General features: G+C 71.0%; 25 protein-coding genes. 18 read left to right on the top strand and 7 right to left on the bottom strand.

Going from position 1 to position 25,030, the window contains the following annotated elements; genetic code table 11:
• Nucleotides 1-209: 209 nt before the first annotated feature.
• Nucleotides 210-1,397, top strand: a complete 1,188-nt coding sequence (locus tag ACZ39I_RS08640) for a transglycosylase family protein (RefSeq protein ID WP_467243716.1) — start codon at nucleotides 210-212, stop codon at nucleotides 1,395-1,397.
• On the opposite strand, the gene ACZ39I_RS08635 is transcribed toward ACZ39I_RS08640, so the two are convergent.
• The gene (locus tag ACZ39I_RS08635) at nucleotides 1,387-2,517 is read right to left on the bottom strand and encodes a DMT family transporter (RefSeq protein ID WP_467243715.1); all 1,131 of its coding nucleotides are present in this window, start codon (nucleotides 2,515-2,517) and stop codon (nucleotides 1,387-1,389) included. The genes ACZ39I_RS08640 and ACZ39I_RS08635 overlap by 11 nt on opposite strands.
• 210 nt (nucleotides 2,518-2,727) lie before the next feature.
• Here ACZ39I_RS08635 and ACZ39I_RS08630 point away from each other — a divergent pair, with 210 nt between their 5' ends.
• Genes ACZ39I_RS08630 through glgC form a run of 3 tightly spaced genes read left to right on the top strand, consistent with a single transcriptional unit; the run spans nucleotide 2,728 to nucleotide 5,951 of the window.
• Nucleotides 2,728-3,474, top strand: a complete 747-nt coding sequence (locus tag ACZ39I_RS08630; RefSeq protein ID WP_467243714.1) for a (2Fe-2S)-binding protein — start codon at nucleotides 2,728-2,730, stop codon at nucleotides 3,472-3,474.
• A 38-nt stretch (nucleotides 3,475-3,512) separates the two neighbouring features.
• Entirely contained in the window at nucleotides 3,513-4,676 is a 1,164-nt protein-coding gene (gene glgA / locus ACZ39I_RS08625; protein ID WP_467243713.1) for a glycogen synthase, read from the top strand.
• Between the two features lie 54 nt (nucleotides 4,677-4,730).
• Nucleotides 4,731-5,951, top strand: a complete 1,221-nt coding sequence (gene glgC, locus ACZ39I_RS08620) for a glucose-1-phosphate adenylyltransferase (protein ID WP_390002443.1) — start codon at nucleotides 4,731-4,733, stop codon at nucleotides 5,949-5,951.
• Nucleotides 5,952-5,965: 14 nt separating this feature from the next.
• On the opposite strand, the gene ACZ39I_RS08615 is transcribed toward glgC, so the two are convergent.
• Complete coding sequence (locus ACZ39I_RS08615) at nucleotides 5,966-6,349, bottom strand: cupin domain-containing protein (RefSeq protein ID WP_467243712.1); 384 nt, start codon at nucleotides 6,347-6,349, stop codon at nucleotides 5,966-5,968.
• 369 nt (nucleotides 6,350-6,718) lie between these two features.
• Between ACZ39I_RS08615 and ACZ39I_RS08610 the strand changes: the two genes are divergently transcribed.
• The 3 genes from ACZ39I_RS08610 to ACZ39I_RS08600 all read left to right on the top strand — a co-directional run bounded on the left by ACZ39I_RS08610 (nucleotide 6,719) and on the right by ACZ39I_RS08600 (nucleotide 9,966).
• Nucleotides 6,719-8,047 carry a wax ester/triacylglycerol synthase family O-acyltransferase gene (locus ACZ39I_RS08610; protein WP_467243711.1) on the top strand — a complete coding sequence of 443 codons (1,329 nt, stop codon included), beginning with the start codon at nucleotides 6,719-6,721 and terminating at the stop codon, nucleotides 8,045-8,047.
• Nucleotides 8,048-8,150: 103 nt separating this feature from the next.
• The gene (locus ACZ39I_RS08605; protein WP_467243710.1) at nucleotides 8,151-9,671 is read left to right on the top strand and encodes an SDR family NAD(P)-dependent oxidoreductase; all 1,521 of its coding nucleotides are present in this window, start codon (nucleotides 8,151-8,153) and stop codon (nucleotides 9,669-9,671) included.
• Nucleotides 9,672-9,744: 73 nt separating this feature from the next.
• On the top strand, nucleotides 9,745-9,966 hold the full coding sequence (locus ACZ39I_RS08600) for a hypothetical protein (protein ID WP_467243709.1): 222 nt from the start codon (nucleotides 9,745-9,747) through the stop codon (nucleotides 9,964-9,966).
• A 22-nt stretch (nucleotides 9,967-9,988) separates the two neighbouring features.
• Here ACZ39I_RS08600 and ACZ39I_RS08595 read toward each other — a convergent pair whose 3' ends face one another.
• Nucleotides 9,989-10,780 (bottom strand): SDR family oxidoreductase, encoded by a 792-nt coding sequence (locus ACZ39I_RS08595; RefSeq protein ID WP_467243708.1) that lies wholly within the window; start codon nucleotides 10,778-10,780, stop codon nucleotides 9,989-9,991.
• A gap of 384 nt (nucleotides 10,781-11,164) precedes the next feature.
• Between ACZ39I_RS08595 and ACZ39I_RS08590 the strand changes: the two genes are divergently transcribed.
• Nucleotides 11,165-11,338 (top strand): hypothetical protein, encoded by a 174-nt coding sequence (locus ACZ39I_RS08590; protein WP_352384436.1) that lies wholly within the window; start codon nucleotides 11,165-11,167, stop codon nucleotides 11,336-11,338.
• A 51-nt stretch (nucleotides 11,339-11,389) separates the two neighbouring features.
• On the top strand, nucleotides 11,390-11,872 hold the full coding sequence (locus tag ACZ39I_RS08585) for a GNAT family N-acetyltransferase (RefSeq protein WP_467243707.1): 483 nt from the start codon (nucleotides 11,390-11,392) through the stop codon (nucleotides 11,870-11,872).
• Nucleotides 11,873-11,892: 20 nt separating this feature from the next.
• On the opposite strand, the gene ACZ39I_RS08580 is transcribed toward ACZ39I_RS08585, so the two are convergent.
• Nucleotides 11,893-13,236 (bottom strand): amidase, encoded by a 1,344-nt coding sequence (locus ACZ39I_RS08580; RefSeq protein ID WP_467243706.1) that lies wholly within the window; start codon nucleotides 13,234-13,236, stop codon nucleotides 11,893-11,895.
• Nucleotides 13,237-13,385: 149 nt separating this feature from the next.
• Between ACZ39I_RS08580 and ACZ39I_RS08575 the strand changes: the two genes are divergently transcribed.
• A complete protein-coding gene (locus ACZ39I_RS08575) occupies nucleotides 13,386-13,763 on the top strand; it encodes a winged helix-turn-helix transcriptional regulator (protein ID WP_467243705.1) in 378 nt (125 codons plus the stop codon).
• 19 nt (nucleotides 13,764-13,782) lie between these two features.
• Here ACZ39I_RS08575 and ACZ39I_RS08570 read toward each other — a convergent pair whose 3' ends face one another.
• Both ACZ39I_RS08570 and ACZ39I_RS08565 read right to left on the bottom strand, forming a co-directional pair.
• The gene (locus tag ACZ39I_RS08570) at nucleotides 13,783-14,616 is read right to left on the bottom strand and encodes a PIG-L family deacetylase (RefSeq protein ID WP_393597675.1); all 834 of its coding nucleotides are present in this window, start codon (nucleotides 14,614-14,616) and stop codon (nucleotides 13,783-13,785) included.
• Nucleotides 14,617-14,864: 248 nt separating this feature from the next.
• Nucleotides 14,865-15,566: a FadR/GntR family transcriptional regulator gene (locus ACZ39I_RS08565; protein WP_352384446.1), complete on the bottom strand. Its 702-nt coding sequence runs from the start codon at nucleotides 15,564-15,566 to the stop codon at nucleotides 14,865-14,867.
• Between the two features lie 203 nt (nucleotides 15,567-15,769).
• On the opposite strand from ACZ39I_RS08565, the gene ACZ39I_RS08560 reads away from it, so the two are divergent.
• Genes ACZ39I_RS08560 through ACZ39I_RS08525 form a run of 8 tightly spaced genes read left to right on the top strand, consistent with a single transcriptional unit; the run spans nucleotide 15,770 to nucleotide 23,594 of the window.
• Complete coding sequence (locus ACZ39I_RS08560; RefSeq protein WP_467243704.1) at nucleotides 15,770-16,840, top strand: sugar ABC transporter substrate-binding protein; 1,071 nt, start codon at nucleotides 15,770-15,772, stop codon at nucleotides 16,838-16,840.
• The gene (locus ACZ39I_RS08555) at nucleotides 16,837-18,330 is read left to right on the top strand and encodes a sugar ABC transporter ATP-binding protein (RefSeq protein ID WP_467243703.1); all 1,494 of its coding nucleotides are present in this window, start codon (nucleotides 16,837-16,839) and stop codon (nucleotides 18,328-18,330) included. Before ACZ39I_RS08560 ends, ACZ39I_RS08555 begins: the two co-directional genes overlap by 4 nt.
• Complete coding sequence (locus ACZ39I_RS08550; RefSeq protein ID WP_352384452.1) at nucleotides 18,323-19,348, top strand: ABC transporter permease; 1,026 nt, start codon at nucleotides 18,323-18,325, stop codon at nucleotides 19,346-19,348. Before ACZ39I_RS08555 ends, ACZ39I_RS08550 begins: the two co-directional genes overlap by 8 nt.
• 35 nt (nucleotides 19,349-19,383) lie before the next feature.
• Entirely contained in the window at nucleotides 19,384-20,733 is a 1,350-nt protein-coding gene (locus ACZ39I_RS08545) for an L-fuconate dehydratase (protein ID WP_467243702.1), read from the top strand.
• On the top strand, nucleotides 20,730-21,485 hold the full coding sequence (locus ACZ39I_RS08540) for an SDR family NAD(P)-dependent oxidoreductase (RefSeq protein ID WP_467243701.1): 756 nt from the start codon (nucleotides 20,730-20,732) through the stop codon (nucleotides 21,483-21,485). The genes ACZ39I_RS08545 and ACZ39I_RS08540 overlap by 4 nt, the downstream gene beginning before the upstream one ends.
• Entirely contained in the window at nucleotides 21,482-22,450 is a 969-nt protein-coding gene (locus ACZ39I_RS08535) for an aldo/keto reductase (RefSeq protein ID WP_467243700.1), read from the top strand. The genes ACZ39I_RS08540 and ACZ39I_RS08535 overlap by 4 nt, the downstream gene beginning before the upstream one ends.
• On the top strand, nucleotides 22,447-22,761 hold the full coding sequence (locus ACZ39I_RS08530) for an L-rhamnose mutarotase (protein WP_403654334.1): 315 nt from the start codon (nucleotides 22,447-22,449) through the stop codon (nucleotides 22,759-22,761). Before ACZ39I_RS08535 ends, ACZ39I_RS08530 begins: the two co-directional genes overlap by 4 nt.
• Nucleotides 22,758-23,594, top strand: coding sequence for an amidohydrolase family protein (locus ACZ39I_RS08525; RefSeq protein ID WP_467243699.1), 837 nt, complete (start codon nucleotides 22,758-22,760; stop codon nucleotides 23,592-23,594). The genes ACZ39I_RS08530 and ACZ39I_RS08525 overlap by 4 nt, the downstream gene beginning before the upstream one ends.
• On the opposite strand, the gene ACZ39I_RS08520 is transcribed toward ACZ39I_RS08525, so the two are convergent.
• Nucleotides 23,582-25,012, bottom strand: a complete 1,431-nt coding sequence (locus ACZ39I_RS08520) for a lipase maturation factor family protein (protein ID WP_467243698.1) — start codon at nucleotides 25,010-25,012, stop codon at nucleotides 23,582-23,584. The genes ACZ39I_RS08525 and ACZ39I_RS08520 overlap by 13 nt on opposite strands.
• Nucleotides 25,013-25,030 lie beyond the last annotated feature (18 nt).

Genomic DNA, 25,030 nt, shown 5'->3' with positions numbered 1-25,030 from the left:
AAGTCGTGCTTGTCAGTATCGTCCACCGGTCATCCTGGCCTGTCGGAGGACTGTCCGCACACCAGGGATACGGTTCGGGCGCCTCGTTGCGTTCAGCCGGACACGCCGGTCCGGCACGCGCCCCCACGCGGCTGGTTGCCGTCTTGTCATGGCCTGTTCGTGGCGCTTACTTTTGCCCCTCCTGACGCATGTTGTAGGGGGAGGCCTCCATGGCCGCACGCGGCCGGCACCGCCGGTATCAGCCGAACAGGATCAACCGCGCCTCGCTCACCGTCACCGCCGGCGGCGTCGGCATCGCGGTCCCGCTCATCGGCACCGGCACCGCCCACGCCGCCGACGTGGACACCTGGAACAAGGTCGCCGCGTGCGAGTCCAGCAGCAACTGGAGCATCAACACCGGCAACGGCTATTACGGCGGGCTCCAGTTCACCCAGTCCACCTGGGAGGCGTACGGCGGCACCCGGTACGCGGGGCGAGCGGATCTGGCCACCAGGGACCAGCAGATCGCCGTGGCCGAGAAGGTGCTGGACGGACAGGGACCGGGAGCCTGGCCGGCGTGCTCGGTCCGGGCCGGGCTGACGCGCGGGGGCTCCACCCCGGACATCCAGCCGCTGACGAAGAAGACGGCTTCAGGCCAGGGCGTTCAGCCGCTCACCAGGAAGACGGCCTCCGTGCGGGACGTCCAGCCGCAGACCACCCCGCAGTCGCGGGCCGGGTCCGCCGAGATGTACACCGTGGTCCGCGGCGACTCGCTCTCCGGGATCGCCGACGCGCACAAGGTCCGGGGCGGCTGGCGCGGGCTGTACTCGGCCAACCGGCAGACGGTCGGGGCCGATCCCGACCTGATCCTGCCCGGACAGCGGCTGAAACTGCGCGCCACCGTCGCGGCGCCGACCACCGGCGGCCACACCCCGACGAAGAAGACGTCCTCCGACACCGACGAGAAGAGCAAGAAGAGCAAGGAGAGCAGGAAGACCGAGAAGGCCTCGGACACGGGCCTGGTGGCCCCCGTGCACGCCTCCCTCGGCACCCCGTACCGCAAGGCGGGTTCCGCCTGGTCGAAGGGCTACCACACCGGCGTCGACTTCCCGGTGCCCACCGGGACGTCCGTGAAGGCGGTCGCGGCCGGGAAGGTCGTCACCTCGGGGTGGGGCGGCTCCTTCGGCTACCAGGTGGTGATCCGGCACGCCGACGGCCGCTACACGCAGTACGCCCACCTGTCCGCGATCTCCGTGAAGGCGGGGCAGTCGGTGGGCGGCGGGCAGCGCATCGGCCGTTCGGGCTCCACCGGCAACAGCTCGGGCCCGCATCTGCACTTCGAGGTGCGGACGGGGCCCGGCTTCGGTTCCGACATCGACCCGGTGGCGTATCTCCGGGCCGGTGGCATCAGGATTTGACCCGGGTCCGGTGCCGGTCCAGGACGGGCATCGGGAGGTACGCGGCGCCGTAGAAGGGGCCGTAGTACGCCGGGGGCTCGCCGCCTGGGTCCGGGAGCTCCCCGGCCGAGCCCTCCCTCCGCGCCGTCTCGGGCGCGGCGGGGGCCGGCACCAGCAACTCCTCGCGCAGGGCGGCGACCTGCTCGACGAGCACGCCCTCGCGCACGAGAGCGTCGGCCGGTTCCTCGGCGGGCGCCGGGACGAACACGCCCCCGTCGTCGAGGAGTTCGGCATCCGACGGCTCGGCGTGGGTGCGCTGGATCCGCTCCGTCGTCAGCAGGATCAGCCCGCCCGCCGCCACCACACCGCAGCTCAGGGCGAGCGCGGTGCCCGTGGTGCCGTAGCGGAAGGTTTCTCCGAACATCGTGATGCCGACCACCGCCGCCACCACCGGGTTCACGACCGTGAGGGTCGCCAGCGGGGCCGCGAGACCGGCGCCGCGGTAGGAGGCCTGCGACAGCATCAGTCCGGCGGTGGCCAGGACACCGATCGCGGCCAGCGAGGGCAGGTCCGCCGCCGACACGACGCCGTCCCAGTCGACGGCGACCGTCTTGGTGAACACCGAGGACATCCCGAACGCTATGCCGGCCGCGGTCGCGAGCAGCACGCTGCGCACCACCGGGTGCCGGTGCGCGGCCCGGCCCGCGATCATCAGCGCGACCACCGCGGCGGCCGTCACCAGCCCGGCGAACAGCCGCTGGGCCGTGCTCAGCGAGTGCGCGTCGGACGTTCCCACCAGGGAGAGCAGACCGGCCAGACCCACCGTCGCCATGATCGCGCCCCGCCAGGCGGTGGCCCCGGCCCTGCGGCCGACGAACAGCGCGGCCATCGGCAGCGCGAACACGATCGTCAGGGCGCCCAGCGGCTGGACCAGGCTGAGCGGCCCGTAGGCCAGCGCCACCACGTGCAGCAGTCCGCCCAGGCCGTTCAGCGCGACCGCCGCCCACCAGCTCGGCCGGCGCAGCGGCGCGTACTGCTCGTCCGGGTGCGACACCGCGACCTGCTCCTGCACGATCGCTCCGCCCGCGTAGGCGACGGCGGAGACGAGGGACAGGAGCACGGACAACGCGAGGGCACTCATGAGCTGCTCCTCTGCGTGAGGCGGGGGCTGGCTGCCCGGCGCGACGAACGGTCGTCTTCCATGACCAACACGATGCCCGGAAAAGTTCTTCCCGTCGTCGTACCTGAGCAGGCAATGGGTCCTACTGCCGATGGAGTACAAAAGGGTCCGTGTCCTCCCCAAGGCGGGTGACACGGGGTGGAGGCCCCCTGGTGGGTACCCCTAGGGGCCTTGGTACTACTGCTGGTCGTGGACCTCGACCCGGAACTCGCGGCGCTGCGACCGCTCGGCGCCTTCTTCGTCCTGCGCACGATCGGCGGCACTGCCGCGCCATCGCGCCCGGCGCTGCCGACCCTCGCACAAGTCTACGAGAACCGGGGATCGGATGTTTACCGAAATGCCCTGACTTTTCGGGCCCGAAAGGTCGCCGGGGCCCTGCGGGCCCCCGAGCCCCGGATCGCGGCCTCCATCGCCCACCAGGGTCTCGCGGCCCGGCTGTGGTCGGTGGCGCTCGGCTGCGCGGTCGTGTACGGACGGATTCCCGATCTGGCGCCCCGGCGGCTGCACTGGGACCCCGACGCGAGCGCCCCCGACGACCTGCGGCTGGACGACATCGAGCCGTTGCCGGGCGACGCCGAGACCCTCGCCGACGTCGTGCTGCACGGTCATCTCGAACCGCTGGCGGCGGCGCTGCACGCCGAGTACCGGCTCGCAACCGGACTGCTGTGGGGCAACGCGGCATCGGCGCTCGCCGGCGCCGCCCGTCAGCTGCTGGCCCACCGCCCGGACGCCCAGGCGCGCACCCGCGACCTCACGGCAGCGCTCCTCGCTCACCCGCTGCTCACCGGCACGCTCGACAGCAGCACCCTGCGCCGCCGCAGCTGCTGTCTGTACTACCGGTTGCCGGAAGGTGGTGTGTGCGGTGACTGTTGCTTCACACGAGCCCCGCGCTCTTCCCCGCGCGGCACATCTGGGTGACCATGAAAGCCATCAGCCGCTGAGACAGGGGGTACCGGGTGCGTGTGGGCCTGCTGACCCGGGAGTACCCGCCGGACGTGTACGGCGGCGCGGGTGTCCATGTCGAGTTCCTTGCCCGCGAGCTGAGGCCCCTCGTCGACCTCGACGTGCACTGCTGGGGCGAGGTCTCCCTGAAGGAGCGGGCCGCGGGGGTGATCCGGCACCGGCCCTGGTCCGCGCTGGACACCGCCAACGACGCGCTGCGCACCTTCTCCGTGGACCTCTCCATGGCCGCGGGCCTCGAAGACCGCGAGCTGGTCCACTCGCACACCTGGTACGCCAACCTCGCCGGCCACCTCGGCAAACTGCTCCACGGCATCCCGCACGTCATGACCGCCCACTCCCTGGAGCCCCTGCGCCCCTGGAAGGCCGAGCAGCTCGGCGGCGGATACGCGCTGTCCAGCTGGGCCGAGCGCACCGCGATCGAGTCCGCCGACGCGGTGATCGCCGTGTCGGGCGCCATGCGCGAGGACATCCTCGGCTGCTACCCGGTGCTGGATCCGGCCAAGGTCCACATCGTGCACAACGGCATCGACACCGCCCTGTACCGGCCCGACCACGGCACCGAGGTACTGGACCGCATCGGCCTGGACCGCGATCGCCCGTTCGTGCTGTTCGTCGGCCGCATCACCCGCCAGAAGGGCGTGCCGCACCTGCTGCGCGCGGTGCGGGACATCGATCCGGCCGCGCAGGTCGTGCTGTGCGCGGGCGCCCCGGACACTCCGGAGATCGACCGCGAGTTCCGCGAGCTCTTCCAGGAGCTGAGCCGGGTCCGTGAGGGCGTGTTCTGGATCCCGCAGATGCTGCCGCGCCCCGAGGTGATCCAGCTGCTGACCCACGCGGCCGTGTTCGTCTGCCCGTCGGTGTACGAACCCCTCGGCATCGTCAACCTGGAGGCGATGGCCTGCGGCACTCCAGTGGTGGCCTCGCGGGTCGGCGGTATCCCCGAGGTCGTGGACGACGGCAGGACCGGACTGCTGGTGACCGTGGACGACACGTTCGAGACGGCCCTCGCCGGGGCACTCGACTCGGTGATCGGCGATCCGGCGACGGCACGGCGGATGGGCGAGGCGGGCCGGGAGCGCGCAGTGGGCGAGTTCGGCTGGGACGCGGTCGCCCGGCGTACGGTTCGGCTGTACGAGGAGATCGTCAAACAGGCGTAGCGAGCCCCGGTCAAGGGCAAGCATGGGTCACAAACCAGGGTGAGGGGAGCGGCCATGCGTCGTGGCGGACCTTCGGTGCTCGGCATCGTACTCGCGGGCGGAGAGGGCAAACGCCTGATGCCCTTGACCACAGACCGCGCCAAGCCGGCGGTCACCTTCGGAGGAACGTATCGGCTGGTCGACTTCGTCCTGTCCAACCTCGTCAACGCCGACATCCTGCGCATCTGCGTGCTCACGCAGTACAAGTCGCACTCGCTGGACCGGCACATCACGACCACCTGGCGGATGTCGAGCCTGCTGGGCAACTACATCACGCCGGTGCCCGCCCAGCAGCGCCTCGGACCGCGCTGGTACCTGGGCAGCGCGGACGCGATCCTGCAGTCCCTGAACCTGCTCTACGACGAAAGGCCCGAGTACGTCGCGGTCTTCGGCGCCGACCACGTGTACCGCATGGACCCGCGCCAGATGCTCGCGCAGCACATCGAGTCCGGCGCGGGCGTCACAGTGGCCGGGATCCGCGTCCCGCGCTCCGAGTCCCCCTCGTTCGGGGTGATCTCCCCGGGCTCGGACGGCCTCACGGTGGAACGCTTCCTGGAGAAGCCCGCCGACCCGCCCGGCCTCACGGACGACCCGGAGCGCGTGTTCGCCTCCATGGGCAACTACATCTTCACCACCAAGGCCCTGATCGAGGCGCTCCAGCGGGACTCCGAGGACGAGCACTCCGTGCACGACATGGGCGGCTCGATCCTCCCGCAGCTCACCGACCGCGGCGAGGCCCAGCTCTACGACTTCAGCGCCAACCACGTACCGGGTGAGACCACCCGCGACCAGGGCTACTGGCGGGACGTCGGCACCCTGGACGCCTACTACGACGCCCACATGGACCTGATCGCCGAGCGCCCCGCCTTCAACCTCTACAACCGGCAGTGGCCCATCTACACCCACTCCGGCCAGCTCTCCCCGGCCCGCTTCAACTCCGGCGGCATCGCCAGCGAGTCCATCATCAGCGCCGGCTGCCTGATCCGGGGCCAGGTCACCCGGTCCGTGCTCTCACCCGGCGTCCTGGTCGACCCGGGGGCCGTCGTCCAGGGCTCGGTGCTGCACGACAACGTCAAGATCGGGCGGGGCGCGGTGGTCCGCGGCGCCGTCCTGGACAAGAACGTCGAGGTCCCGCCGGGCGCCACGATCGGTGTGAACCCGGAGCGGGACGCGGAGCTCTACACCGTGTCCAAGGGCGGGGTGATCGCTCTCGGGAAGGGTCAGCTGGTGTCCTAGGGCCGTATGCCGGGTCAGTCCTGTCCGCGCAGGGACTGGAAGTTCTTCATGATCACTTCACTGGTCCTGCGCAGCTCGTCCGAGGGGCTGATCTGCAGGTACTCGCTGCCCGGCTCGGTGTGGACGGGCACGTGTCCCGCGGGGGCGTAGAACGCGTCGCCCTCGTGGTACACCTCGTCGTGGTCCGCGAAGTGGAAGGTGAGTTCGCCCCGGAAGACATAGCCCCAGTGCGGGCACTGGCACCGGTCGTCGGGCAGCCCCTTGAGCAGAGGCCGGTGGTCGACGTCCTCGCGGAAGGTCAGGAAGTCGACCGTGTAGTCGCCGAACTCCTCGGCGCGGTCGACGACCGCCCCGAAGTCGCCGCCCTGAGTGGTCGTGTCGCGGGAAACCTTCGGCATCTCCGTCGCCTTCTTCCGGCAGGGGAGGTTTCTTGTGCCCATTGTCCCGCGCGCGGGGAGCCGACGGCATGCGTCGGGCGGACTTGCTTCCCTGCACAGCGGGCACCTCCTGCGACCGCGAGGTCCTGAAACCGGACGCCGAACGGGTCAGGTCCGGGCGTCGGGCCCTCGCCCGGGATGCCTCCCGGGCGACCCCCGCCGGGGCTGATCACCCCCCGGTGGCCACATCAGCAGCATGTGTCCCGCTCCTTTCTCCGAGGGGCGGGACTTAATCTGCTGTTAACTGTGCGTAGCTTGATCGTACTTGACCGTAATCGCCGGAGGGCGATTGACTGACTGACCCACCCGTTGTCGACGCGAGGCAAGCCATTGACATCTGACCTGCTGGCCCCTCTCGACCTGGCGTTCTGGAACATGGAGTCCGCCGAGCACCCGATGCACCTGGGAGCGCTCGGCCTCTTCACGGCGCACTCGCCCACCGCGGGCGCCCACGCGGCCGACCTGCTCGCGGGCCGGGCCGCCGCCGTGCCCGGCCTGCGGATGCGGATCCGGGACGTGTGGCCGCTCGGCTTCCCGTACGCCTTCGGGGGAGCCGCCCGCGTCCCCGACCCCGACTTCGACCCGCTCCGGCACGTCCTGCTGCACGCCCCGACCGCGGACTTCCACAGCGAGGCCGGCCGGCTCATGCAGCGGCCGCTGGACCGTGAACGGCCGCCCTGGGAGGCGCATGTGCTGCCCGGGGAGGACGGCGTCTCCTTCGCCGTGCTCTTCAAGTTCCACCACGCCCTGGCCGACGGACTGCGGGCACTGACGCTCGCCGCCGCCGTCCTGGACCCGATGGACCTGCCCGCACGCAGGCCACGCCCCGAGGAGCCCGCGAAGAGCCTGCTCCCGGACGTACGCAAGCTGCCCGACCTCGTCCGGGGTGCCGTCTCCGACCTGGGCCGGGCCCTCGACATCGGCGCCTCCGTCGCCCTGTCCTCCCTGGGCGCGCGCTCCTCCGCCGCTCTCGTCTCCGAGCCGAGCGGTACCCGGCGCACCGCCGGAGTCGTCGTCGACCTCGACGACGTGCACATCGTCCGCAAGAGCCGCGGCGGCACCGTCAACGACGTGCTGATCGCGGTCGTCGCGGGCGCCCTGCGCCGCTGGCTGGACGAGCGCGGCGACGGCAGCGAGGGTGTGACCCCCCGCGCCCTGATCCCCGTCTCCCGGCGTCGGCCGCGTACCGCGCACCCCCAGGGCAACCGGCTCTCCGGGTATCTGATGAGGCTTCCGGTCGACGACCCCGACCCGCTGGGCCGCCTCGACACGGTCCGCACGGCCATGGACCGCAACAAGGACGCGGGCCCCAACCGGGGCGCGGGAGCGGTCGCCCTGCTCGCCGACCACGTCCCGGCCCTCGGCCACCGCCTCGGCGGGCCGCTGGCCGGGCAGGGGGCCCGGTTGTGGTTCGACATCCTCGTCACCAGCGTCCCGCTGCCCGGCATCGGCCTGAAGCTCGGCGGCAACCCGGTCACCGAGGTCTATCCGTTCGCCCCGCTCGCCCGCGGCCAGTCCCTCGCGATCGCCATCTCGACGTACCGGGGACAGGTCCACTACGGCCTAGTCGCCGACGCGGAAGCGGTCCCCGACCTGGACCTGCTGGCGCGAGCGCTGAGCGAGGAGGTGAAGGAACTGCTGATCGCCTGCGGCTCTTGATCGTTTCCGGATTGCGGGTCGGGCCCGCCGCTGAAGTAAAATTCCGCGTTCGACCAGCGGACGCGGCCACAGCCGCACGGGTGATCAGGAAAGCGGCAGCACGATGACGGTGACAGAGGACGGCTCGGCGACGACCATGGACGAGGTCGTGCGCGAGCCCGGTGACGAGGTCGTATACGGCCCCGGCATCGACCCGGAGCGGCTGGCCGTCTGTCTCGCCGTGCTCGAGGAGCTCGACAAGCTGGAGGTCGACCACCCCGACGCGATCGCCGTGCGCCGGGCCACCGCCGCGGTCTACCGCACCGTGAAGCAGCGCCGCCGACAGGAGCGCCGGGCCGCCAAGACCGCCCACGACAAGGCGGTCACGGAGGCCACGGCGACCGGCTCCGCCCAGCGCATCGACGACGAGACCGAGGGCATCCTGCCGCGGTCGGTGACCGAGGAGGGCCGGGTCGCGGGGATACTCCAGCGCCCGCGCTCCTGCTACACCTGCAAGACCCGGTACGTCGAGGTCGACTACTTCTACCACCAGCTCTGTCCGGACTGCGCCGCCCTGAACCGCGCCAAGCGCGACGTCCGGGCCGACCTCACCGGCAAGCGCGCCCTGCTCACCGGCGGCCGCGCCAAGATCGGCATGTACATCGCGCTCCGGCTGCTGCGCGACGGCGCGCACACCACCATCACCACCCGATTCCCCAAGGACGCCATCCGCCGCTTCAAGGCCATGGACGACTCCGCGGACTGGATCCACCGCCTGGAGGTCGTCGGCATCGACCTGCGCGACCCGGCCCAGGCCGTGGCCCTCGCCGAGCAGGTCGCCGAGGCGGGCCCCCTCGACATCCTGGTCAACAACGCCACCCAGACCGTACGACGGCTGCCCTCCGCCTACGCCGCCCTGGTCGACGGCGAGAGCGCCCCGCTGCCCGCCGGTGAACTCCCCGCCCACCACGTCATCGGCGCCTTCGGTTCCGGCGCGGTCGACGGTCTCGCCTCCCTGCCCGCCGGGATCTCCGGCCTCGACGCCCAGCAGGTCGCCGACCTCGCCCTGGTCGCGGGCAACGCCAGCGTGGCCCGGCACCTCGACGGCACCGCCATCGACGCGGGCGGCCTCGTCCCCGACGTCGTCGACAGCAACACCTGGGTCCAGACCATCGAGCAGATCTCCCCGGTGGAGCTCCTCGAAACCCAGCTGTGCAACTACACGGCACCGTTCATCCTGATCAGCGCATTGCGCCCGGCCATGGCCGACGCCGCGAAGAAGGCGGGCAGCGGACGTTCCTACGTCGTGAACGTCTCGGCGATGGAGGGCGTCTTCGGCCGCGGTTACAAGGGCGCGGGCCACCCCAACACCAACGCCGCCAAGGCCGCCATGAACATGGTCACCCGGACCAGCGCCCAGGAGATGTTCCAGACCGACGGCATCCTCATGACCTCGGTCGACACCGGCTGGATCACCGACGAGCGCCCCCACTTCGACAAGCTCCGCCTCGCCGAGGAGGGCTTCCACGCCCCCCTCGACCTGGTCGACGGCGCGGCCCGCGTCTACGACCCGATCGTGCGCGGTGAGGCCGGCGAGGACGTGTACGGGGTCTTCCTGAAGGACTACGCGCCCGGCAAGTGGTGAGCGCCGACCGCGCGTGTGGCCTGGTCCGCCCCGGGGAACCCGGGCGCCGTGGGACAGTGCACGGGAGGTTCCCATGAGCGACGAGCACGGTATCGATCCACGCGCGCACAGTGATCCGCGTAACGTCTATCCCACCGACGAGGAGTTCTACGCGAGCGACCGCCCCCACGACGCCACTCTGCCCGAGGACCGGCCCCGCGGTGGCGGCACCACGCAACGCGGCAGGATGGCCACGGTGGTCCTGATCGCCTTCATCGCCCTGGTGGTCATCGTCTGGTTCCTCGCCTTTCCATGAGCGTTTCCGTGACGAGGCGCCGTCACGGCCGCGGCGGCGTGAACGAGCGAAGTCGGTCGTGGACGGCGTACGCCCCGGCGTGCGCCGCCCGTACCCGCGTGCCCCCGTCCACCAGCAGATCCGCCCCGGTGATCCACGCGGCCTCGTCGGACGCGAGCCACACCACGGCTCGCGCGATGTCCTCCGGCTCGCCGATCCGGCCCAACGGCAGCTCGACGGGTCCCTGCTCCCACACGAACCGGGCCATCTCCGTGCGGACGAGACCGGGCGAGACGGAGTTGACCCGCACCTTCGGCGCGAGCTCGCCCGCCAGCTGCTGGGTGAGGTGAAGCAGCGCCGCCTTGCCGGTGCCGTACGCGCCGACGTTCGGGCCCACGTGCCCGGCGCCCTCCGTGCAGATGTTGACCACCGCACCGCCGTGCTCCCGCATCCATCCCCGCCACACCGCCTGCACCAGCCGCAGCGGTGCCTCGACATTGACGGTGAAGGCCTCACGCCACGCCTGGGGATCCACCTCCATGAGAGGGCCGTACGGCTGGTTCGTCGCCGCGTTGTTGACCACGATGTCGATCCGGCCGAACTCGCGCAACGCGAGGTCCACGAGGGCGCGCAGGTGAGCCGGATCGGCGACGCTGCCCGCGAGCCCGATGCCGCCGAGCCCGGCGGCGGCCCGCCGGACGTCCTCCCGGTCCCTGGCCGTGACACACACCAGCGCCCCGGCCTCGGCCAGTTGCCGCGCGACCTCGTGCCCGATGCCACGGGTCCCGCCGGTCACCAGGGCGGCCCTGCCGTGCAGTCCGTACGACGACGTCATCGCCGTACCGTCTCATGACGGACCGTCAGGAAAACAGACGTAGGCCGATCGGGTGACTTCAGAAAAGGGCGCAGAGGGGCAAACAGCCCGGAAAGTGGCGGGAACAACGCAGGGAATTGTAATGGTTACACCTTGTTTTCATCCCCGATCGAGCGCACCCCCGCTCATCTGGTTAATCTGTAGCGGACGGACGGCAGTACGGGGTCCCACCCACACCCACAGTCCGTCCCGGGACAAGCCGGTCACCACGGCCTGCTCTCACTGAGTTGCCGGCGCCACCGCGTCCGACCCGATCTCGACCCAGACCCGAGCGGACGCCCAGGCACGGACCGTAGGTTGAACAGGTACGTCCCGAGGGTGAGCCCGACACATAAGGAGTGCGCGGTGACACCGGAGAAGACGAATCGCGAGCAACGCCCCAAGGATCGACCGGAGCGTGCGGGCCGCAGGCCCGGGGACATCGGCAGCCTCGACGTGTGGGCGCGCTCGGCCCCCATCCGTCTCGCGGGCTACGAGGACGACCTCGCCGAGCCCCACATCCTGCCCAGCGTGGACTGACCGCAGGACCTTCGCGATCGCCGACGGCATGGGCGTGCGAGACTCACGCCCATGCTGATCAGAGAAGCCGTGGCCGACGACTGGCCACGGATCTGGCCGTTCTGGCACCGGATCGTGGCCGCGGGCGAGACCTACGCCTGGGATCCGGACACCTCCGAGGAAGCCGCGCGCGCCCTGTGGATGCACCCTGCCAAGCGCGTTCACGTCGTCGAGGACGAGACCGGCACCGTCGTCGCCTCGGCCTACGTCACCCCCAACTACGGCGGCCCCGCCGCCCGGATCGCCAACGCCGGCTTCATGGTCGACCCCGGTCAGGGCGGCCGCGGTTACGGCCGCGCCCTCGCCGAGCACGTCCTGGCCACCGCCGCGGCCGACGGCTACCGGGGCATGGTGTTCAACGCCGTCGTGGAGACCAACCCGGCCGTGAAGCTGTGGACCTCGCTCGGCTTCACCGTCCTCGGCACCGTGCCGGACGCCTTCGACCACCCCCGCCACGGACCGGTGGGCCTGCACATCATGTACAAGGCCCTCTAGCCCGCCTCCGGTCCGGGTGTTCAGTCGAGCAGCGCCGTCCGCCGCCACGGCTGCCGCCGCTCCAGTTCCGCCGCGACCTCCAGCAGCACCGTCTCCGACCCGGGCCGGGCCACCAGCTGGACGGCGGAGGGGGCGCCCGAGGGCAGGGTGCCGAGCGGGACCGACATGGCGGGCCAGCCGGTGAGGTTCCACGGTGGGGTCAGCGGCGAGTAGGCGGTGTTGGCGAGGACATTGCGCAGCCAGCCCCGCTCGTGCCACGCCTCGGCCTTGGGGGAGCGGCGGGCCAGCGCCGGAAGTACCAGCACGTCGTGCTCGGCGAAGAACGGCTCCAGGCGCTCGCGCAGCTCCTGCCGGGCCCGGCCCGTCCGCGCGGACTTGACGAAGCGCCGGCCGATCGCCGCGTGCACCCGGGTGCGCCGGGCCAGCAGCCGCGGGTCCAGCCCCTGCGCGTCCACCGAGGTGCCCGCCGTCCAGGTGGCCAGCGAGGTCAGGCTCAACGACAGCGGATACGGCGGGTCGGCGCGCCGCACCTGATGTCCCGCCTTGATCAGCAGTCCGGCCGCCTCGCGGACCGCGTTCGCGTAGGGCGCGCTGATGGTGACTCCGGCGAGCGGGCTGCGCAGGGACACGGCGACGTCGAGCGTGGCGGGAGCGTCCCGTCGTACGAACTCGGTGCCGGCGATGATCGAAAGCAGCAGGCGGGCGTCCTCGACCGTGGTCGCGAGGGGGCCGTTCTCGGACATGCCGAACCAGTCGCCGTCGCTGATGCCGGCCGGTACCACCCCCGAGCCGGGCTTCAGTGTGACGAGCCCGCAGTTGGCCGCGGGAATGCGCAGGGAGCCCATGCCGTCGTTGCCGAGGGCGAGCGGGACCAGGCCCGCGGCGACCGCGGCGGCGCTCCCTCCGGACGAGCCGCCCGCCGTGCGCGAGGTGTCCCAAGGATTGCGGGAGGTGCCGTGAACGCCCTCGGTGGTACCGAAGACACACAGCTCCGGGACGTTCGTCAGCCCCACGACCACCGCGCCCGCGGCCCGCAGACGGGCCACGACCTCGTGATCGGCGTCGGCGGGCGTGTCCGGGGTCGCGGCGGTGCCGACGCGGTTCGTCTCGCCGCGCACGGAGAGGTTGTCCTTGACGGCCACGGGCACACCGGCCAGCGGCAGTTCACCGAGATCGCCCCGGGAGCCCACCTCGTCCGCCTCCGCCAGTGCCGCTTCGGCGCGCACCACCCGGAACGCCCCGATCCGCCCGTCGAGCTTCTCGATCCGGGCGAGGTGCTCGGCCACCACCTCCCGGGGCGTGGCCCGCTTCTCACGGACGGCGGCGGCGATCTCGGCGGCGGTACGGCCGACCCAGCTGGTCACGTGCGCTCCTCGGGCTACTCGCGAGTACGTAGGGAGAACTCTGCCCGGAGAGGGACGTCACGTCGAGAGTGTCCGCGCTGGGACATGCGGGCGGGTCCTCGTCCACGTGCTCTCTTGTGGTGACTCGGAAACCGTAGGAGAGTGGCCGGATGGCCAAGCAGTACACGGGCTCGCCCGAAGACGCGGACCTGAGGCGCGCCGACTCGCTGGCGCGGGAGATCTTCTCGGACGTCGCCAACAAGTGGGCGTTCCTGATCATCGAGGCGCTCGGGGAGCGCACCCTGCGCTTCAGCGAGCTGCGCCACGAGGTCGAGGGCGTCAGCCACAAGATGCTCACCCAGAACCTGCGCATGCTGGAGCGCTACGGCCTGGTCGAGCGGAAGGTGTACCCCACGGTGCCGCCACGCGTGGAGTACATCCTCACCGAGCCGGGCCAGGCCCTGCGCGCCACGGTCGACGGCATGTGCGGCTGGACCCACCAGTACCTCGGTCACATCGAGGCCGCGCGCCGCCGCTTCGACGAGTGACGAGCGCTCGGCACGCGCATCAGCGCAGGCCGGCGAAGAGATCCTTCTCGGGCAGGGCCGCGCCCGTGGCGTCCTGGACACGGACGAACGTCTCGGTGCCCATCAACTCGCCGAACCTCTCCTTGCCCATCCTGAGGAAGAAGATGTTCTCGCCCTGACTGGCGTGCGCCGCCAGCGCGTCGAACTTCTGGCCGCTGAACGCGGTGGTGTCCACCCACGTGGTGATCTCGTCGTCGGGCAGGCCGATCTCGGCCAGCGCGGCGGCCTCGGCGGGGTCGGGCTCCGGCATGTCCTCCTGGAACTCGCGCATGACCTCCCCGAACCGCTGCATCATCGAGCGGGGCATCGTGGTCCAGTACACCTTCGGCGTCAGCGCGGTCATCTCCAATGCGGCCATCGTGATGCGGTGGGCCTGGATGTGGTCGGGGTGACCGTAGAAGCCGTTCTCGTCGTAGGTGACGACCACATCGGGCCGGTAGTGCCGCATGAGTTCCGCGAGCCGGGCCGCGCCTTCCTGCACGGGGGTCTGCCAGAAGGATCCGGGCGCGTCGTTGCTCGGCCAGCCCGCCATTCCGGAGTCGGCGTAGTCCAGCATCTCCAGATCGCTGATCTTCAGGACCTCGCAGCTGGCCTCGAGCTCCTGGCGGCGCATCGAGGCGACCGCCGCGGGATCGTGCCCGGGATCCCCCGGCTTGACGCCCCCGGGTCCGTCACCGCAGCCGCCGTCGGTACAGGTCACGAGCACCGTGCGGATGCCTTCCGCCGCATACCTCGCGAGGACCCCGCCGGTTCCGGTGGCCTCGTCGTCGGGGTGGGCGTGTACCGCCATCAGCGTCAAGGGCCGGTCAGTCATGGAAAAGTCCTCCTGCAGACATACGTCTTGATCCAAAAGCGCGGCGGGCGCACCGCGATCAGGGGCCCGTATCGGCCCTCGGTCGGTGCAACCGTGCCGGACGGACCGGCTGTTCCCGGCACGGCCGCTTGTTTTCCCGGGTGTCGGCGTTCCGACGCGAACGAGATGGGGGGGCCGTGGAGGCAGGCGTCGCCGTCATGGGCTTTCCGGTCGCCGCAGCCGACCGCGCGCCTACACCTCGACCTCGGTCACGCCCCGAGCTGCGCCCGCAGCCACTCCTCCACCTCGCCCACATGGGCGGCCGCAGCCGCGCGGGCGGCCTCCGGGTCGTGGGCGACCAGGGCGCGGTGGATCGCCGCGTGCTCGCGCCGCGTGCGCTCGAAGGCGCCCTCCTCCTGGTAGCCGCGCCACACCCTGGCCCGGAAGGTGCGCGAGGACAGGCCCTCCAGGATCGCCGCCATGGTGTCGTTGCCGGCGGCCACCGCGATCTCGCGGTGGAAGGCCAGGTCGTGGGCGAGGATCTCCTCCGGGTCGTCGGTGGCGTTCATGGCCGTGAGGTGTTTTTCCACCTCGGCGAGCTGATCGGGTGTGATGCGGGCGGCGGCCAGCGCGGTCGCCGTCGACTCCAGGATGCGGCGCACCTCCAGGAGCTCCACCAGCTGCGGGCCCCGGGACAGGTCGGCGACCACGCCGAAGGTCTCCAGCAGGTCGCCGGCCTCCAGCTGGGTGACGTAGATGCCCGAGCCGTGCCGGGCCTCCAGTACCCCGAGGACCGTCAGCGCGCGGATCGCCTCCCGCATCGAACTGCGGGAGATGCCCAGCTGCACCGCGAGATCGCGCTCGGTCGGCAGCCGCTGGCCCGGCTCCAGTCGGCCCCCGCCGATCATCGCCTTGATCTGCTCGATGGCGCGCTGCGTCACGGTGCCCTTCTGCGGGGCTGTCTCGTCCACGCCGTTCCTCCACTCACCGGGTGCCGGTCACCGGGTGCGCCGCAGTCTAACCGGCGATGTGGTCGGACCACTATGGCCGAAAGTCGGGAAAACCTGCCGTCAGAGGGTATTGCCAAGGGCGAGTGGTCTGATAAGTATGCCGTCAACTGCTCGAACACGCTCGTGCTTGATCATGCGAACCACGCTCGATGAGGAGCCGCCAGATGCCCGGCAGGACAGTGGGGAAGCGGAACAGAATTCGGATCGGTGCGGTGGCCGCGGCCGCGAGCGCCTCGCTGGTGCTCGCCGCGTGCGGCAGCACCAAGGACACCGGCAGCGCCGGCACCGAGGGAGGCGACGGGACCGGCAAGGTGGGCGTGATCCTGCCGCTGCTGACCTCGCCGTTCTGGCAGTCGTACAACGACTACGTGCCCAAGATGGCCAAGTCCGAGGGGGTCGACACGCTGAAGACGGTCAACTCCAACAGCGATCCCTCCCAGCAGATCACCGACATCAACAACGAGCTCAACCAGGGCGTCAAGGGCCTGGTCGTCGCCCCGCTCGACAGCGCCGCCATCGAGGCCGGCCTCGACCAGGCCGAACGCAAGGGCGTCCCGGTCGTCGCCGTCGACGTCGCCCCCGACAAGGGCAAGGTCGCCATGGTCGTACGGGCCAACAACGTGTCGTACGGCGAGAAGGCCTGCCAGTACCTCGGAGAGCAGATCCCCTCCGGCAAGGTCGTGCAGATCATGGGCGACCTGGCCTCGGTCAACGGACGCGACCGCTCCGAGGCCTTCCGGGCCTGTGTGAAGAAGAACTTCCCGAAGCTCAAGGTGCTGGAGATCCCCGCCAAGTGGGAGTCCGACGCGGCCGCCTCGCAGCTGGGCACCCTCCTGAACGCCAACCCCGACATCAAGGGCATCTACATGCAGGCCGGCGGCGTCTACCTCGCGCCGACGCTGCAGACCCTCAAGTCCAAGGGGATGCTGAAGAAGGCCGGGCAGGCGGGCCACATCGCCATCGTCTCCAACGACGGCATCCCGCAGGAGTTCGACGCGATCCGCAAGGGCGAGATCGACGCCACCGTCTCCCAGCCCGCCGACCTGTACGCCAAGTACGGCATGTACTACATCAAGGCGGCGATGCAGGGGAAGACCTTCAAGCCCGGGCCGACCGACCACGACTCCACGATCGTCAAGCTGTCGAGCGGCATCCTGGAGGACCAGTTGCCCGCGCCCCTGGTCACCAAGGACAACGTCGACGACCCCAAGCTGTGGGGCAACACGGTCAAATGAGCACCCCACTGGTTGAAGCCGAGGGGGTCGTCAAGCGGTACGGCCCCACGACCGCCCTCGCGGACGGCCGCCTCACCGTAATGCCCGGCGAGTCCCACGCCCTCGTCGGGCGCAACGGGGCGGGCAAGTCCACCCTCGTCACGATCCTCACCGGCCTCCAGGCCCCCGACGAGGGCACCGTCCGCTTCGACGGCGAGCCCGCGCCCCCGCTCACCGACCGGGACGCCTGGCGGAGCAAGGTCGCCTGCGTCTACCAGAAGCCCACCGTCGTAGCCGAGTTGACGGTCGCCGAGAACCTCTTCATCAACCGGCAGCCGCTGCGGCGCGGGTTCATCAGCTGGCGCAGCCTGAAGAAGGAGGCCGCCGAACTCCTCGACACCTGGGACGTCGGCGTCGACCCGGAGGCGCGCACCGCCGACCTCAAGGTCGAGGACCGCCAAATGGTGGAGATCGCCCGGGCGTTGAGCTTCGGCGCCCGCTTCATCGTCCTCGACGAGCCGACCGCACAGCTCGACAAGCGGGAGATCGAACGGCTCTTCGGCCGGATGCGGACGCTCCAGGACTCCGGTGTCACCTTCCTGTTCATCTCGCACCACCTCCAGGAGGTGTACGAGGTGTGCCAGACGGTGACGGTCCTCAGGGACGCCCGCTGGATCACCACGGCCCCGGTCGCCGACATGCCCCGGGCCGCCCTGATCGAGGCCATGGCCGGCGAGACCATCGCCGAACAGGCCGTACAGCTCAGGGAGGTGGAGGAGAGCGCGCCTGTCCTCCTGGACGCCCGGGGCCTCACCTCCGACGCCTACCAGGACGTCGACCTCACCGTGCGCCGCGGTGAGGTCGTCGGACTCGCCGGCATCAGCGGCAGCGGCAAGATCGAGCTCGCCGAGTCGTTCACGGGACTGCACACCCCGACCGGCGGGACGGCCCGACTGGACGGCAGGCCACTGCCGTTCGGCGACGTACAGGCCAGCCTGAAGGCGGGCGTCGGCTTCGTCCCGCGCGACCGGCACGCCCAGGGCCTGGTCTTCGGCATGACCATCGGCGACAACGCCACCCTCAGCGTCCTGGACCGGCTCGGCCGCTACGGCTTCGTCGGCACCGACCGCAAGCGCGGCTTCGCCACGGAGCTGATCGACCGCCTCGACATCCACACCGAGGGCCCCGAGCAGGCCGTCTCCGACCTCTCCGGCGGCAACGCGCAGAAGGTCGTCATGGCCCGCGCCCTCGCCTCCGACCCCCGCCTGCTCGTCCTGATCAACCCCACCGCGGGCGTCGACGTGAAGTCGAAGGAGTCCCTGCTCTCCCGCGTGGACACCGCCCGCGAGGACGGCACCGCGGTCCTGGTCGTCTCCGACGAACTCGACGACCTGCGCCGTTGCGACCGCGTCCTCGTCCTCTTCCACGGCCGCGTGGTCGCCGAGCACCCGGCCGGCTGGCGCGACCACGAGCTGATCGCCTCCATCGAAGGAGTGGACCACCATGGCTGACACCAAGGCTCCGCCGGTGAAGCAGGTGCGGGTGCCCGAGGTGCGGGCGGCCCGGACGGTCCTGCTGCGCCGCGCCCGCGAACTCGCCCTTGTCCCCGCGCTGTTGCTGCTCATGGTGCTCGGCGCGTTCGTCAACGACTCGTTCCTCACCGAGCGCAACCTGATCTCCATCCTCGGTGCCTCGGCGGCCCTGGCGATGGTGGTGCTGGCCGAGTCGCTCGTGCTGATCACCGGCAAGTTCGACCTCTCCCTGGAGTCGGTCGTGGGCATCGCCCCGGCAGTGGGAGCGCTTCTCGTCCTGCCCGCGGCCCAGTCCGGCTGGGGCACCGAACTACCGGCCGCGCTCGCCCTGTTGGCGGTCCTCGTGGTGGGCGCGTTGGTCGGCGCCTTCAACGGCATCCTGGTCGTGAAGTTCAAGCTCAACGCGTTCATCGTCACGCTCGCGATGCTGATCGTGCTGCGCGGACTGCTCGTCGGCGCCACCAAGGGCAAGACCCTCTTCGGCATGCCGGACAGCTTCTACTCCCTGGCCACGACGACCTTCCTGAACATCCCGATGTCGGTGTGGCTCGCCGCGGTCGCCTTCGCCGTCACCGGCTTCGTCCTGAAGTACCACCGCATCGGCCGCTCCCTGTACGCCATCGGCGGCAACGCCGACGCGGCCCGCGCCGCCGGCATCCGCGTCGAACGGGTGATGCTCGGCGTGTTCGTCGTGGCGGGCGTTCTCGCCTCCGTCGGCGGCATCATGCAGACCGGCTACGTCGGCGCGATCAGCGCCAACCAGGGCCAGAACATGATCTTCACGGTGTTCGCGGCCGCGGTGATCGGCGGCATCAGCCTCGACGGCGGCAAGGGCACCATGTTCGGCGCCCTGACCGGCGTACTCCTGCTGGGTGTCGTACAGAACCTGCTCACGCTCGCCCAGGTGCCGTCCTTCTGGATCCAGGCCATCTACGGCGGAATCATCCTGGTCGCCCTCATGATCGCCCGTGTGACGACGGGGCGCGCCCAGGACTGAGCCCCACCCGCCCGTCACCTACCGAAAGGCCTTCCGTGTCCTCGTCCCCCGCCCGCATCACCGCGGTAGACACCTACGACATCCGCTTCCCCACCTCGCGCGAGCTCGACGGCTCCGACGCGATGAACCCGGACCCCGACTACTCGGCGGCCTACGTCGTGCTGCGCACGGACGCGGCCGACGGGCACGAGGGGCACGGATTCACCTTCACCATCGGGCGGGGCAACGAGGTCCAGGTCGCCGCGATCGGGGCGCTGCGCGGGCATGTGGTCGGACGGTCCGTCGACGAACTGTGCGCGGATCCGGGGACGTTGAACCGCGACCTGATCGGCGACAGCCAGTTGCGCTGGCTCGGCCCCGAGAAGGGCGTGATGCACATGGCGATCGGCGCGGTCGTCAACGCGGTGTGGGACCTGGCCGCCAAACGCGCCCAGAAGCCGCTGTGGCGGCTGCTGGCCGACGCCGAGCCCGAGTGGCTGGTCAGCCAGGTCGACTTCCGTTACCTCACGGACGCGCTCACCCCGCAGGAGGCCCTGGAGATCCTGCGCCGTGGACGGGAGGGTGCCACCGAGCGCGCGGCACAGCTCCTCGCGACCGGCTACCCCGCGTACACCACCTCCGCCGGCTGGCTCGGCTACGACGACGAGAAGCTCACCCGGCTCGCCGCCCAGGCCGTCGCCGACGGCTTCAGGCAGATCAAGCTCAAGGTCGGCGCGGACCTGGAGGACGACATACGGCGCTGCCGGGTCGCCCGCCAGGTCGTCGGCCCCGGCATCCGCATGGCGATCGACGCCAACCAGCGCTGGGACGTCGACGAGGCGATCCGCTGGACGGGGGCGCTCGCGGAATTCGACCCGTACTGGATCGAGGAGCCCACCAGCCCCGACGACATCCTCGGCCACGCCGCCATCCGCAAGGCGGTCGCCCCGGTCAAGGTCGCCACCGGCGAGCACGTCCAGAACAGGGTCGTCTTCAAGCAGCTGCTCCAGGCCGGTGCCCTTGACGTCGTGCAGATCGACGCGGCCCGTGTCGGCGGCGTCAACGAGAACCTCGCCATCCTGCTGCTCGCGGCCAAGTTCGGCGTGCCGGTCTGCCCGCACGCGGGCGGGGTCGGCCTGTGCGAACTCGTCCAGCACCTCTCGATGTTCGACTACGTCGCCGTCACCGGCACCACCGAGAACCGGGTCATCGAGTACGTCGACCATCTGCACGACCACTTCCTCGATCCCGTGGTGATCCGGGAAGGCCACTACACGGCACCCGTCGCGCCGGGCTTCTCGGCCGCCATGCGCCCGGAGTCCATCGCGCGGTACACGTTCCCCGACGGCGGGTTCTGGGCAGAAGACCTCGCCGACGACACACAGAAGAAGGGGCAGGCGGCATGAGCGACTTCGAGGGTCTGAAGGCCCTGGTGACCGGCGGTGCCTCCGGAATCGGCCGGGCCACCGCGGAACTCCTCGTCGCACGCGGCGCACAGGTCGCCGTCCTCGATCTGGACACCTCCTCGGTCGAGAAGCCGCTGCTGGCCTACCGCGCCGACGTCACCGACGACGCTTCGGTCCGCGAGGCCGTGGCCGCCGCCGTGGCCGACCTCGGCGGACTCGACGTCGTGGTCAACAACGCGGGCATCGGCGCCCAGGGCACCGTCGCGGACAACGACGACGAGGAATGGCACCGCGTCCTGGACGTCAACGTCGTCGGCATGGTCCGGGTGACCCGCGCCGCCCTGCCCCACCTGCGCGAGTCCGCGCACGCCGCGATCGTGAACACCTGCTCCATCGCGGCCACCGCGGGCCTGCCGCAACGGGCCCTGTACAGCGCGACCAAGGGGGCCGTGTACTCCCTGACCCTCGCCATGGCCGCCGACCACGTCCGCGAGGGCATCCGCGTCAACTGCGTCAACCCCGGCACCGCGGACACTCCGTGGATCGGCCGCCTCCTCGCCAAGGCCCCCGACCCGGCCGCCGAGCGGGCCGCCCTGGAGGCCCGCCAGCCCACCGGACGCCTGGTCTCGGCGGACGAGGTCGCGGGCGCCATCGCCTACTTGGCGAGCCCGCTCTCCGGCGCCACTACCGGCACCTCCCTCGCCGTCGACGGCGGCATGCAGGGCCTGCGCCTGCGGCCGGTGGGACAGTGACCACCCTCGGCAGCAGCGGGGTCCGGGTCAGCGGGCTCGGCTTCGGCGCCGGTGTCATCGGCAACCTCTTCACCGAGGTGAGCGACGAGCAGGCGCACGAGGCGGTCGCCGCCGCCTGGCAGAGCGGCATCCGCTACTTCGACACCGCCCCGCACTACGGTCTCGGACTGTCGGAACGCCGGCTGGGGGAGGCCCTGAGCGCCTTTCCGCGCTCGGAGTACACGCTGTCCACGAAGGTCGGCCGCCGCCTGGAGCCGTCCAGGGACGGCGGCGACGACCTCGCCGACGGCTTCGCGGTCCCCGCCACCCACCGCCGGGTCTGGGACTTCAGCGCCGACGGCGTACGACGCACTCTTGAGGCGAGCCTCGAACGGCTCGGCCTCGACCGCGTGGACGTCGTCTACCTCCACGACCCCGACGACCACGCCGACGAAGCCTTCCGCGAGGGCTATCCCGCCCTGGAGAAGCTCCGCTCCGAGGGTGTCGTCGGGGCGATCGGCGCCGGCATGAACCAGGCCGGGATGCTGACCCGCTTCGTCCGGGAGACCGACGTCGACGTGGTGCTGTGCGCCGGCCGCTACACCCTGCTCGACCAGAGCGCGCTCACCGAACTGCTGCCCGCCGCCGTCGAGCGGGGCGTCTCCGTGGTGATCGGCGGTGCCTTCAATTCCGGGCTGCTGGCCGATCCGAGACCGGGAGCGACGTACAACTACGCGCAGGCCCCCGGGGACCTGCTGGAGCGCGCCCTGCGCATGCGGGAGGTCGCCGAGCGGCACGGCATCAGCCTGCGGGCCGCCGCCCTCGCCTTCTGCGCGGCCCACCCCGCCGTCGCGAGCGTCCTGGTGGGCGCCCGCTCGGCGGCCGAAGTACGGGACGCCGCCGACCAGTTCGCGACCCCGGTGCCCCCTGCCTTCTGGCAGGAACTGCGCGACACCGGTCTCCTGACCACCGAGGAGCCGTCATGAGAGTCGCCCTGCACACCAAGGTCCGCGCGGACCGCGTCGAGGAGTACGAGGCCGCCCACCGCGAGGTCCCGGAGGAACTGACCGCAGCCATCCGCGCCGCGGGCGTGAGCCAGTGGACGATCTGGCGCAGCGGCACCGACCTGTTCCACCTCCTCGAGGTCGAGGACTACCCGGCGATGATCGCCGAACTGGAGAAACTGCCGGTCAACATTGCCTGGCAGGCCCGCATGGCCGAACTCCTCGACGTGGTGCACGACTACTCCGACGAGGGCGCCGACGCCGGTCTGCCCGTCGTGTGGGAGCTGCCGTGACGGTCGTCGACGCGCACCACCACGTGTGGGACCTGTCGGTGCGGGACCAGGACTGGATCACCCCGGACAGCCCGCTGCGACGGACCTTCACGATGGCGGACCTGGCACCCGAGGCCGCAGCGGCGTCAGTCGCCCGCACGGTCCTCGTCCAGACGGTCACCGTGCCCGAGGAGACCCCGGAGTTCCTCGCCCTCGCGGCCGGCCACGAGTTGATCGCCGGCGTCGTCGGCTGGACCGACCTGACCCGCCCCGACGTCGCCGACGAGCTGGCCCGGCTGCGGCAACTCCCCGGCGGAACCCGCCTCAAGGGCATCCGCCACCAGGTCCAGGGCGAGCCGGATCCCGAGTGGCTGCTGCGGCCGGACGTACGCCGGGGCCTGGCCGCCCTGGCGGACGCCGGCCTGGTCTACGACCTGGTGGTCCTCCCGCACCAACTGCCCGCCTGCGTCAAGGCCGCCGAGTCGCTGCCCCACCTCACCTTCGTCCTGGACCACCTGGGCAAACCCCCCATCGCCTCCGGCACCCTGGAACCCTGGGCGACCGACGTCCGCGCCCTCGCCGCCCTGCCCAACACCGTCTGCAAACTCTCCGGCATGGTCACCGAGGCGGACCTCGCAGCCTGGACCCTCGACGACCTGCGCCCCTACGCCGACACGGTCCTGGACGCCTTCGGCCCGCACCGCCTGATGTTCGGCTCGGACTGGCCGGTGTGCACGCTCGCCGCGACTTACGGCGAGGTGGTGTCCGCGGCACGGGACCTCACCCTCGGCCTGGGCCCATCGGAACGCGCCGAGGTCTTCGGCGGTACGGCCACCCGGACCTACGGCCTCTGACTCTGCCGGGCCGGCTGCGCCAGCCGGGTGGGCGGCAGGAACTCCCGCACATACGTCCGCTCCCAGCACGCCCCCGTCTCCCGCAGCTCCCGCCATGTCGTGTACCGGTACCGGAAGAGGCGGGCGCGGACGTAGCGGGGCGGCGAGTCGGCCGGGAACGGGGAGTGGCGCAGCAGTCCCAGCGTGGCCGGGTCGTTCTCCAGGAGCCGTTCGACCATCGTGCCGAACCACGCCCCCGCGTACGCCGGGGACAGCGCGGCGAACCACATCATCCAGTCCAGCCGCAGATGGTAGGGCGCGAACTGGCGTGGCCAGCGCCGTGGATCGCCCGGCTTGCCCTTGAACTCGTACTCCCTCCACTCGGAGTCCCTGCGGGGTACGTCCTCGGCGGTGCCCTCGACCACCACCTCGTGGCGGACCCGGCTGACGCTGCCGAACGCGCCGTAGGTGTTGACGAGATGGAGCGGGTCGAAGGAACGGTTCATGATCTGGCTTCGGGAGATCATGTTGCGGACCGGGTGGTAGCTCAGGGTGAGCAGGAGCGCGGCGACGGCGATGACCACCGCCTCGTACCAGAGCGGGGTGGCGGGCAGGTCGGGGTCGTCGCCCGGGAGTTCCAGCGCCGGCACCGCCAGCACGATGGTGATCCAGTTCAGCCAGGCGAAGTTGCCCGAGAGCACCAGCCACAGCTGGGTCACGATCATCAGGGACGCTGCCGCCGTGGCGATCGGCTGCGGGGTGAAGAGGAGGAACGGTACGGCGAGTTGCGTGACGTGGTTCGCGGCCACCTCCATCCGGTGCACCGGCCTCGGCAGATGGTGGAAGAACCAGCTCAGCGGACCGGGCATCGGCTGTGTCTCGTGGTGGTGGTCGAGGCACGTGAGCTTGCGCCAGCAGTCGTCGCCGCGCATCTTGATGAGCCCCGCGCCGAACTCGACCCGGAACAGGACCCAGCGCAGCAGGAACAGCACGACGACCGGCGGGGCCACTTCGTCGTTGCCGAGGAACACCGCGAGGAAGCCGACCTCCAGCAGCAGGGACTCCCAGCCGAAGCCGTACCAGGTCTGGCCGACGTTGACGATCGACAGATACAGCAGCCACGGCACCAGCCACAGCAGCATCCCGCCCCACAGCGGCAGCCGGGAGTCGAGGCCCGCGGCCAGCGCGACCGCCACCGCGCAGCCCGTCCACGCGCAGAGGGCGAAGAACCGGTCGGAGTAATGGAGTTGGAACAGGCTCGGCGCACGCCGGAAGGGCACCCGTGCCACGAAACGCGGGACCGGCAGCATTCCGCGCTCCCCGAGCAGCGCCCGGAACTGCAGGGCCGCCGCCAGGAACGCGACGAAGTACAGCCCGGCCAGAGCCCGCTGGAAGACCAGCCGGCTCAGCCAGTACTCGGGTGCGGTGAACCAGTCCACGGCCGTGCTCTCCTGCCT

Source organism: Streptomyces sp. NPDC024687 (assembly GCF_055559055.1).
This window is presented reverse-complemented; position numbering and strand designations above follow the sequence as displayed.

Bases quoted from the DNA above. Each gene is read 5' to 3' on its own strand.
- ACZ39I_RS08640 (WP_467243716.1), top strand. From the start codon at position 210: ATGGCCGCACGCGGCCGGCACCGCCGGTATCAGCCGAACAGGATCAAC.
- ACZ39I_RS08635 (WP_467243715.1), bottom strand. From the start codon at position 2,517: ATGAGTGCCCTCGCGTTGTCCGTGCTCCTGTCCCTCGTCTCCGCCGTC.
- glgC (WP_390002443.1), top strand. From the start codon at position 4,731: ATGCGTCGTGGCGGACCTTCGGTGCTCGGCATCGTACTCGCGGGCGGA.
- ACZ39I_RS08615 (WP_467243712.1), bottom strand. From the start codon at position 6,349: ATGCCGAAGGTTTCCCGCGACACGACCACTCAGGGCGGCGACTTCGGG.
- ACZ39I_RS08605 (WP_467243710.1), top strand. From the start codon at position 8,151: ATGACGGTGACAGAGGACGGCTCGGCGACGACCATGGACGAGGTCGTG.
- ACZ39I_RS08600 (WP_467243709.1), top strand. From the start codon at position 9,745: ATGAGCGACGAGCACGGTATCGATCCACGCGCGCACAGTGATCCGCGT.
- ACZ39I_RS08595 (WP_467243708.1), bottom strand. From the start codon at position 10,780: ATGACGTCGTCGTACGGACTGCACGGCAGGGCCGCCCTGGTGACCGGC.
- ACZ39I_RS08585 (WP_467243707.1), top strand. From the start codon at position 11,390: ATGCTGATCAGAGAAGCCGTGGCCGACGACTGGCCACGGATCTGGCCG.
- ACZ39I_RS08575 (WP_467243705.1), top strand. From the start codon at position 13,386: ATGGCCAAGCAGTACACGGGCTCGCCCGAAGACGCGGACCTGAGGCGC.
- ACZ39I_RS08570 (WP_393597675.1), bottom strand. From the start codon at position 14,616: ATGACTGACCGGCCCTTGACGCTGATGGCGGTACACGCCCACCCCGAC.
- ACZ39I_RS08560 (WP_467243704.1), top strand. From the start codon at position 15,770: ATGCCCGGCAGGACAGTGGGGAAGCGGAACAGAATTCGGATCGGTGCG.
- ACZ39I_RS08555 (WP_467243703.1), top strand. From the start codon at position 16,837: ATGAGCACCCCACTGGTTGAAGCCGAGGGGGTCGTCAAGCGGTACGGC.
- ACZ39I_RS08550 (WP_352384452.1), top strand. From the start codon at position 18,323: ATGGCTGACACCAAGGCTCCGCCGGTGAAGCAGGTGCGGGTGCCCGAG.
- ACZ39I_RS08540 (WP_467243701.1), top strand. From the start codon at position 20,730: ATGAGCGACTTCGAGGGTCTGAAGGCCCTGGTGACCGGCGGTGCCTCC.
- ACZ39I_RS08530 (WP_403654334.1), top strand. From the start codon at position 22,447: ATGAGAGTCGCCCTGCACACCAAGGTCCGCGCGGACCGCGTCGAGGAG.